Annotated in this window: 10 protein-coding genes and 1 pseudogene; all 11 read right to left on the bottom strand. The window is 55.0% G+C overall.

The genetic code is table 11. The annotated features are described in order from the left end of the window. A pseudogene (locus BIS10_RS15555) lies at positions 1-294 on the bottom strand (iron transporter); the annotation flags it as partial. Beyond that, positions 291-698 carry a biopolymer transporter ExbD gene (locus tag BIS10_RS15550; protein WP_253506463.1) on the bottom strand — a complete coding sequence of 136 codons (408 nt, stop codon included), beginning with the start codon at positions 696-698 and terminating at the stop codon, positions 291-293. The pseudogene BIS10_RS15555 and the gene BIS10_RS15550, both read right to left, overlap by 4 nt. Further along, positions 691-1,233: a MotA/TolQ/ExbB proton channel family protein gene (locus BIS10_RS15545; protein ID WP_253506460.1), complete on the bottom strand. Its 543-nt coding sequence runs from the start codon at positions 1,231-1,233 to the stop codon at positions 691-693. Before BIS10_RS15545 ends, BIS10_RS15550 begins: the two co-directional genes overlap by 8 nt. A 1-nt stretch (position 1,234) precedes the next feature. Next, entirely contained in the window at positions 1,235-2,596 is a 1,362-nt protein-coding gene (locus BIS10_RS15540; RefSeq protein WP_253506458.1) for a MotA/TolQ/ExbB proton channel family protein, read from the bottom strand. Further along, positions 2,593-3,372 (bottom strand): DUF3450 domain-containing protein, encoded by a 780-nt coding sequence (locus BIS10_RS15535; protein WP_253506455.1) that lies wholly within the window; start codon positions 3,370-3,372, stop codon positions 2,593-2,595. The genes BIS10_RS15540 and BIS10_RS15535 overlap by 4 nt, the downstream gene beginning before the upstream one ends. Positions 3,373-3,591: 219 nt before the next feature. Further along, complete coding sequence (gene nrdF, locus BIS10_RS15530; protein WP_044630793.1) at positions 3,592-4,563, bottom strand: class 1b ribonucleoside-diphosphate reductase subunit beta; 972 nt, start codon at positions 4,561-4,563, stop codon at positions 3,592-3,594. 42 nt (positions 4,564-4,605) lie between these two features. Then, positions 4,606-6,711 carry a class 1b ribonucleoside-diphosphate reductase subunit alpha gene (gene nrdE / locus BIS10_RS15525; protein ID WP_392567188.1) on the bottom strand — a complete coding sequence of 702 codons (2,106 nt, stop codon included), beginning with the start codon at positions 6,709-6,711 and terminating at the stop codon, positions 4,606-4,608. 59 nt (positions 6,712-6,770) lie between these two features. Then, complete coding sequence (nrdI, locus tag BIS10_RS15520; protein WP_253506449.1) at positions 6,771-7,220, bottom strand: class Ib ribonucleoside-diphosphate reductase assembly flavoprotein NrdI; 450 nt, start codon at positions 7,218-7,220, stop codon at positions 6,771-6,773. Positions 7,221-7,229: 9 nt separating this feature from the next. Next, positions 7,230-7,451: a glutaredoxin-like protein NrdH gene (gene nrdH / locus BIS10_RS15515; protein WP_253506447.1), complete on the bottom strand. Its 222-nt coding sequence runs from the start codon at positions 7,449-7,451 to the stop codon at positions 7,230-7,232. Between the two features lie 250 nt (positions 7,452-7,701). Then, positions 7,702-8,313 (bottom strand): superoxide dismutase, encoded by a 612-nt coding sequence (locus BIS10_RS15510; protein ID WP_253506444.1) that lies wholly within the window; start codon positions 8,311-8,313, stop codon positions 7,702-7,704. A gap of 217 nt (positions 8,314-8,530) precedes the next feature. Then, positions 8,531-8,764 (bottom strand): FAD-binding protein (locus BIS10_RS15505; RefSeq protein ID WP_253503669.1); only part of this gene is annotated, 234 nt, incomplete at its 5' end.

Raw genomic sequence — 8,764 nt, 5'->3', positions numbered from 1 at the left:
GGGCTCTACCGGCGCGTCAGGCAGCTCTACCTCGGGCAACGCAATCGTACTAGTGGCCACTGGTGCAGGCGCGGGAGTCGGCATAGGCGGCGGCGCAGGTGCTGCTTGCGCAGGCGCGGGAGGCGGTGCCTCCTGTTCGGGCGCCACCTCCGGCGCTTCCACCATGGTCATGGACATCGTCATAATGGGCTCATCGACTTGCTGTTCAGGTGGTGCCACCAGCAGCGCCAGCATCCAGAAGAGTCCGACGGCCAGAGCAATACCGCCTAGCATCGACAACGCATGACGCATCATGGCGCACTCCGGCTCGCTGCCACGGCGACCTGCTCGACCCCAGCCTGCTGGAGACGATCCATAACCTCAATCAGCACACCCGTGGTGGACTCTCGATCGGCTTGAATAACCACCGACCCTTCACCGCTGAGCATTCCAGCCACCTGCTGACCAACACGATGTAGATCTACCGGCTGGCCATCTACCCATACCGCTCCTTCCGGCGTGACAGCAATCAGCACCTGGGCATCGGGGCGCGGAGTGGCCGCAGACGCTTCAGGACGGTCAATCTCCACCCCGCTCTCCTTGATAAAGCTGGTCGTGACGATAAAGAAGATCAGCATAATGAACGCCACATCCAGCATTGGCGTTAAGTTCACCTCATTGCTGTCGTCGGCAGCCTCTATAGAACGGCGTCTACGCATCACTCTCCTCCAAGGCACGCGCTAAGCGGTCATGCAAACGCTGGTCTTCGCGACGAATAACGTGCTCTAAACGGCTAATAAACAGCATACCCACGACCGCAATGGCCATTCCCGTTAAGGTAGGCAGCGTTGCTCGGGCGACGCCATCGGCCATGGCCCGAGCTTGGTGGGTATCACTCATCGAAAGACTATCAAAAACGGTAATCATACCGGTGACGGTACCCAACAGCCCCAGTAGCGGGCAGAGCACCACCAGCAGTCTGATCCAGGGCAACGGGCGGCGAAGCTTGGCTACCAAGGCCGCACTCCATACATGACGTAGCGTACGCGCACTCCAACTGCGGTGGTCGCTACGGGCTGCCCAGCGACGAACCAGTTCATGGCGCGCGCGCCGCCAACTGATGCGGTAGTACCACCAGCGCTCAATCGCCATGGCGAACACCACCACCGCCACCAGCGCAAGCACGACTAGCACAGCGCCGCCCGCCTCTAACAGCCGCTCTACTGGCTCTAGCCAAAGGGGTAAGGTCGGCATGCTAGTTCACCGTTTGCCCAGAAAGAGTGGACTGCGCTTCCAGATGGTCGGCCAACGTGGCGCTGGCTTCGCCTTCAATCACCTGAGTAATAAAACGGCTGCGACTGGAGAGTGCCGTTTGGGCAAACAGCAGCGGCACAGCGGTTACCAAGCCCAGAACAGTGGTCACCAACGCCTGGCTGATACCGCCAGCCATTAGCTGCGGGTCGCCCGTTCCAAATACCGTAATGGCTTGGAAGGTCACGATCATGCCTGTCACGGTACCCAGTAGCCCCAGCAGAGGTGCAATGGCGGCCAGCAATTTAACGATAGGCTGACCACGCTCAATCTTCGGCAACTCAGCGAGTACCGCCTCATCCAGCCTCGCTTCGAGCGCTTCCGGCGTTTGGTGCTTATCCATCTCCTTAAAGCGTTCTAACACGCGACCAAGCGGATTATCCTTGCTTGGCTGATCCAAGTTTTGACGCTGGCGACGCACACGCGCACTCACCATCAGCAGGTAAATATACTGAGCTAACGCCACCAGCAGCCCAATACCACCGAGCACGACAACGACGTAACCGACGTAGCCTCCTTGCTGAAAGCGCTCCCAGAGCGTGGGCTGTTGCGCCAACGCTTCCAGAACACTGCCTTGCGTGGGGTCAATGGCAAATTCACGGCTCTCGCCCTGATGGTAAGCCGCCAACAGGTCGCTGACCGCTGTTGGCGTGCGCGGCACTTCGGCGAGGCTGCTCTCTTCGTCTTGCCCTTTTCTAAGCAGCGCAGATTCTGTAAAGGCAGCAAAATCACCCAGCCGCACGACGCTATGTGACTCTATTTCTCCGCTTGCATCCGCTACCGGCAGCTCCAGGCGCTCGGCACGACCGGTATTCACAGTGAGTGTTGCCAAGCTATCTACCACGGCCTCGATTTGTGAGCGCTCCAGAACGTCGACATCGTTAAGGCGCGGCGGCAGCGCATCTGCCTCTAGCGTTAGCCAGCTATCGCCGCCTAGCTCATTGCGAATTTCTTCACTGTGACGGGCAAGATCTGCTAGCAATGAGGTTAACGCTTCTCCCTGCTCCTCTTGCCGCTGGGCAAGCGCTTGGGCCTGCTCGCTTTGCTCTTCCTGCTGCGCTTCAAGGGCTGCCTGCTCTTCTTCAGCCGCCTCATGGGCAGCACGTGCTTCCTCCAAGGCGGCTTCCAGGCCATCTTGATCTTCTAAGAATGACTGCAGCCGCGCCTGATCACGCGCTTGGGCAGCCTCTCGGACCTCCCTTAGCGACCCGAGTTCGTCGCTTTGGGCCATGGCAGCGCTGCTCGTTAATGCGCCGACCAGTAACGTTAGGCAAAGCCATGCTTTTGGGCGAGAGAATAGACTCATGACTGGCCCCCTTGGTCATGGGCAGTAATAGAGAGTGGTAGTTGCAGAAGCTCCGGCGTGCGCTGATCATCAGCGATGCGCAGGCCGTTGCGTACCTGACGGCGAGCGGGTTCGTCTAACGCTAGCCATTCACCGCCCTCTTTATCCCATACACCACCTTCCCGACCATCGGGCGTGAGGTAGTAAAAGCCAATACGGCCAATACGTAGGTACTCGACTTCTCTGGGCGACGCTCCTTCCATCACCAACCGGCCTCGCCAACTATCCACTTCACGGCCATAGGCCAGCTCAGCGCGCCAGGCTTCGAGCAAGCTGGCAATGCGTTCAGCGCTGCCTGCCTCGGGATTACCGGCGGATTCCACCCGGGCGAGGCGTTCATCGGTTAAGAAAGGTAGATCTGACTCGATCCAACGGGCTAGCTGCTCGGCCATATCCTGCTCGATCATGGGCAGCGCATCACGGGTATCGCTTAACGTATCAAGCGCTTGGCTTAATCGCTGCTGGCGCTCGGCTTCGCTAGCCAGGCGGCTACTGAGCGTTGCGTTGGAGGCTTCCATCTGGCGGGTTTCCCGCTCTAGGCGGCGCAACTCCTCAATGGCGGAACGCGTAGCTTCATCCGCGCTGTCAATTTGCTGCTGCAGTTCAGACTGGGTTTGCTGGGCCTCGACACTTTGGGCCGCTTGATCCATTGTCTCATCACTTGCCATTAGCGTACCGCTGACCAGCACTCCTGCAAGCCAACACCCACGCAAGGCAAAGAAAGGCCTTTTCAGCACGTTATGTCTCCGTCACTGCTTAGCGCCCCTTTACAAACGGCGCGCTAAAACTCATTAGGTATAAGAACGATTTGCGTTTAACGCGTGCAGTGCATAGCGTAACACTAATAGAATAAATGACAATATTTATCATTAACATTCAACAATAGCCTGCCGGCAGTATCACGCATAAAAAACGGGAGCCATAGGCTCCCGTAGAGGACGTAACGACGGCAGTGCTTAAAATGCCCAGTCGTCGTCTTCTGTGGCAACCGCTTTACCAATGACATAGGAAGAGCCAGACCCTGAGAAGAAGTCGTGGTTCTCATCCGCGCTGGGTGACAGTGCGGCCATGATCGTTGGGTCGACATCCGTCACGCTGCTGGGGAATAGCGGCTCAAAGCCCAGGTTCATCAGGGCTTTGTTGGCGTTGTAGTGAAGGAATTTCTTCACATCTTCCGACAAACCAACCTCATCATAAAGCGATTCAGTGTAGCGAACTTCGTTGTCGTAAAGCTCCAGCAGCAGCTCGTAAGCATAATCTTTGACTTCCTGCTGTCGCTCGGGCGTCTCTTCTGCCAGCGCCTGCTGGAATTTGTAGCCCACGTAGTAACCGTGCACCGCTTCATCACGAATGATCAAACGAATCAGGTCTGCCGTGTTGGTCAGCTTGGCGTGGCTGGACCAGTACATGGGCAGGTAGAAGCCTGAGTAGAACAGGAACGACTCCAGGAAAACGCTCGCCACCTTGCGCATCAGCGGGTCGTCCGAGCGGTAGCGCTTCAGGATGAGCTCCGACTTCATCTGTAGCGTCGGATTTTCCTCACTCCAGCGGAACGCGTCGTCTACATCACGCGTTGCACACAGCGTCGAGAAAATCGAGCTGTAGGAGCGCGCATGCACGGATTCCATAAAGGCGATATTGGTGTATACCGCTTCTTCATGAGGAGTGCGGGCATCTTCCATTAGCACAGGCGCACCCACGCTGCTTTGAATGGTGTCCAGCAGCGTCAGGCCCGTAAATACGCGGATAGTAAGCTGCTTCTCTTGCTGCGTCAGCGTGTTCCACGACTGAATATCATTAGAGAGCGGCACTTTTTCCGGCAACCAGAAGTTACTGGTCAGACGGTTCCATACCTCAAGGTCTTTATCGTCTTGAAGGCGGTTCCAGTTAATCGCATTCACTCGCGACAAACGTTGCATCATCGTCATCAGAGTTCTCTCACAAACATCTTCTTAAAAGCGTATCCGAGGTTACAGCGTACAGGAGACGCAACCCTCTACCTCGGTGCCTTCAAGCGCACTTTGGCGTAAGCGAATGTAGTAAAGCGTCTTGATACCTTTACGCCATGCGTAAATTTGCGCCTTGTTGATATCCCGCGTGGTGGCTGTATCCGGGAAGAACAGCGTCAACGAGAGGCCTTGGTCAACGTGCTTGGACGCCTCTGCGTAGGTATCGATAATTTTTTCAGGACCGATTTCGTAGGCATCCTGGAAGTAATCGAAATTCGCTTCGTTCAAGAATGGCGCTGGGTAGTAAACGCGACCCAGCTTGCCCTCTTTACGGATCTCGATCTTCGCCGCCACCGGGTGAATGCTCGAGGTGGAGTGGTTGATGTACGAGATAGAACCAGTCGGCGGTACCGCTTGAAGGTTACGGTTGTATAGGCCGTGCGCCATCACCGAGGCTTTCAGCGCTTGCCAATCGTCCTGAGTAGGTAGTGCAATACCGCTACGCTCAAACAAGTGACGGACTTTCTCCGTACGCGGCAGCCACGCTTGGTCGGTGTACTTATCAAAGAATGTACCCGACGCATAGGTAGAGTCTTCGAACCCTGCAAAGGTCTCACTATGCTCAATAGCCAGCTGGTTCGACGCACGAATGGCATGGAAGGCAACGCAGTAGAAGTACAGGTTAGTGAAATCCAACCCTTCTTCTGAGCCATAATAAATATGCTCGCGAGCCAGGAAGCCATGCAGGTTCATCTGACCAAGGCCGATGGCGCGAGACTTGGCGTTGCCTTCAGCAATAGAAGGAACACTGCGCAGGTTGCTCATTTCCGATACGGCGGTGAGGCCGCGAATGGCAATCTCTACGCTGGTGCCGATATCGCCAGCATCCATCACCTTGGCAATGTTCATAGAGCCCAGGTTACAGGAGATATCCTGACCAATCTCACGGTAGCCAAGGTCGTCGTCATACTCGGTCGGCGTATTAACCTGCAGAATCTCAGAGCAGAGGTTGCTCATATTGATACGGCCCGCAATCGGGTTAGCGCGGTTGACCGTATCTTCAAACATGATGTACGGGTAGCCAGACTCGAACTGCAGCTCTGCCAGGGTTTGGAAGAAGGCACGGGCGTTAATCTTCTGTTTACGAATACGCGCGTCAGCCACCATTTCATGGTATTTCTCGGTGACGCTGATATCGCCAAACGGCACGCCGTAGACCCGCTCTACATCGTAGGGCGAGAAGAGGTACATATCATCGTTGCGCTTCGCCAGCTCAAAGGTGATATCGGGAATAGTCACACCCAGCGACAGCGTTTTGATGCGGATTTTTTCGTCCGCGTTTTCACGCTTGGTATCCAGGAAGCGCAAAATATCCGGATGGTGAGCGTTGAGATATACAGCCCCGGCACCCTGGCGTGCACCCAGCTGGTTAGCGTAGGAGAACGCGTCTTCCAGCAGCTTCATAATCGGGATAATGCCCGATGACTGGTTCTCGATACGCTTGATCGGCGCGCCGGATTCACGAATATTGCTCAGCAGGAAGGCCACGCCGCCGCCACGCTTGGAGAGCTGAAGCGCAGAGTTAATGGAGCGCCCGATAGACTCCATATTGTCTTCAATACGCAGCAGGAAGCAGGATACCAGCTCCCCCCGCTGGCGTTTGCCGCAGTTGAGGAACGTCGGCGTTGCAGGCTGGAAACGGCCGCTAATAATTTCATCGACCAGCGACTTAGCCAGCACTTCGTCGCCGCGCGCCAGTGTTAGTGCGACCATGCACACGCGGTCTTCATAACGCTCAAGGTAGCGCTTACCGTCAAAGGTTTTTAACGTGTAGCTGGTGTAGTACTTAAACGCGCCCAGAAAGCTAGGAAAACGGAATTTGTAGGCATAGGCTTGCTCAAACAGCGCCTTCACAAACGCAAAGCTGTACTGCGCCAGCATTTCGGCTTCGTAGTACTGCTCTTCCACCAGATAATCGAGTTTCTCTTCCAGCGAGTGGAAGAAGACCGTGTTCTGATTAACGTGCTGCAGAAAGTACTGACGCGCCGCTTCGCGGTCTTTATCCAACTGCAGTTCGCCGTTGGCACCGTACAGATTAAGCATCGCATTCAGCGCATGGTAATCCAACGTGCGCGCCTCGGTTGCTCCCGCAGCAGGGCGTGGTGTTTCTGCCGAGTTTTTTGTAGCTACGTTCTTAGAGACTGAGCTTGACGTTTCCAAAACTCTTCTACTCCTTTGCGGACCTTGGCGACATCGTCATCAGTGCCAAACAATTCAAAACGATAAAGCAGCGGCACCTGGCACTTTTGGGCAATAATTCGCCCTGCCAAACCGTATGCCTCACCAAAATTAGTATTTCCAGCAGCAATGACACCTCGCAGGAGGTGTCGATTGTGCTCGTCATTTAAAAACCGAATTACCTGACCCGGCACGGCTCCATTGGCAGAGCCGCCACCATAGGTAGGTGTTACCAATATGTAGGGCTGTTCAACGCGTAGTGTGGGCGCTTCACGGTTTAACGGCAGCCGCTGTGCGCTTAAGCCAAGCTTTTCAATAAAACGGTGGGTGTTGCCTGACTTAGTGGAAAAATAGATCAGCGTACCTGCCTGCTCGGCTTCCACGTCAGCAGTGTGCATGAATGACGATTATGCCAACGCTTGCAGGCGGTCAGGACGGAAACCCGACCAGTGCTCTTCACCAACAACAACTACCGGCAGCTGACGATAACCAAGTGCTTCGACTTCTTCTTGAGCACCGGACTCAGCGGTAATATCGATCACGGTGTACTCTAAGCCCTGCTTGTCCAACGCACGGTAAGTCGCGGTGCACTGTACACAGGCAGGCTTGCTATAAATTTGGATTTCCATGGCTATTTTCCTTTTCATAGCGGCAATTTTCAGGTAGTGCACAGGGTCTGCTCTACCCCTCTAAAAGACAGCACGCATACTATATATAGACCACGAGAAAATCAATTCAAGCATATATGGTATTTTTTCATCCACAGGTTATTGACAGTCAATGCCCAGCGCTATACCCAGCAACAAAAAAACCGCCCCCTGAGCAGGGGCGGTTTTTCAGCAGTATAAATAGCTTACACCGCTCTCACCTGATGTGAGTTTAGGCAGTGGCGGCCTGGTAACGACGCTCAACGTCTTCCCAGTTAACCACGTTGAAGAAGGCATCAACGTAGTCAGGACGCTTGTTCTGGAACTTCAGGTAGTAAGCGTGCTCCCAAACGTCCAGACCCAGCACCGGCGTGTTGCCGTGCATTAGCGGGCTGTCTTGGTTCAGGGTATTCTCAACGACCAGTTTTTTCTCCGGCGTGACGGACAGCCACGCCCAGCCGCTACCAAAACGACCTAGCGCCGCTTTCTTGAAAGCTTCTTTAAACGCATCAAGGCCGCCCAACTCTGCGTCGATGGCTTTTGCCACGTCACCCTGGGGCTGACCGCCACCATTGGGAGACATCATCTGCCAGAACATAGAGTGATTAGCGTGACCACCACCGTTGTTGATAACGGCTTGGCGCTTCTCTTCTGGTACGCGATCCAGGTTGGCAACCAGCTCTTCAACCGGAACGTCTTCAAGGCCAGTACCTTCAAGCGCGCCGTTCAGGTTGGTGACATAGGTGTTGTGGTGACGAGAGTGGTGAATTTCCATCGTCATCGCGTCGATGTTCGGCTCGAGAGCATCGTAAGCGTACGGCAGTTCAGGAAGGGTATGTGCCATGCTATCTTCTCCTTGAGTGGCTTCTGTTGCGTTCACTACAGTAGGTGTGGTCTTACTCCACCCTTTTCAACCACCGCCACGGCAATTTTTTTGCCATGGGCGGCAAATCTTTTATCCCAGTACCTTAGTCAACTATTGTCAGTTTATCGAATTCACCCCAAATAAAAAAGCCGACTTCTGGCGAAGTCGGCTTTTGACGGACAAGCAATTCAACGGCTTATAGCTTGCTTTCCAGCTCTGGCAGAATCTCGAACAGATCCCCCACTAGGCCGTAGTCGGCGACCTGAAAGATCGGAGCTTCGTCGTCTTTGTTGATGGCGACGATCACCTTGGAGTCTTTCATGCCCGCCAAGTGCTGAATCGCACCTGAAATACCCACCGCAATGTACAGCTCGGGCGCGACGATCTTACCGGTTTGGCCCACCTGCATGTCGTTGGGTACGAAGCCAGC

It is taken from the genome of Halomonas sp. 707B3 (assembly GCF_024158645.1).
Classification (GTDB): domain Bacteria; phylum Pseudomonadota; class Gammaproteobacteria; order Pseudomonadales; family Halomonadaceae; genus Vreelandella; species Vreelandella lionensis.
This window is presented reverse-complemented; position numbering and strand designations above follow the sequence as displayed.

Excerpts from the sequence above, each read along its gene's own strand:
- BIS10_RS15550 (WP_253506463.1), bottom strand. The coding sequence starts at position 698 with ATGCGTAGACGCCGTTCTATAGAGGCTGCCGACGACAGCAATGAGGTG.
- BIS10_RS15545 (WP_253506460.1), bottom strand. The coding sequence starts at position 1,233 with ATGCCGACCTTACCCCTTTGGCTAGAGCCAGTAGAGCGGCTGTTAGAG.
- BIS10_RS15540 (WP_253506458.1), bottom strand. The coding sequence starts at position 2,596 with ATGAGTCTATTCTCTCGCCCAAAAGCATGGCTTTGCCTAACGTTACTG.
- nrdF (WP_044630793.1), bottom strand. The coding sequence starts at position 4,563 with ATGACGATGATGCAACGTTTGTCGCGAGTGAATGCGATTAACTGGAAC.
- nrdI (WP_253506449.1), bottom strand. The coding sequence starts at position 7,220 with ATGCACACTGCTGACGTGGAAGCCGAGCAGGCAGGTACGCTGATCTAT.
- nrdH (WP_253506447.1), bottom strand. The coding sequence starts at position 7,451 with ATGGAAATCCAAATTTATAGCAAGCCTGCCTGTGTACAGTGCACCGCG.
- BIS10_RS15510 (WP_253506444.1), bottom strand. The coding sequence starts at position 8,313 with ATGGCACATACCCTTCCTGAACTGCCGTACGCTTACGATGCTCTCGAG.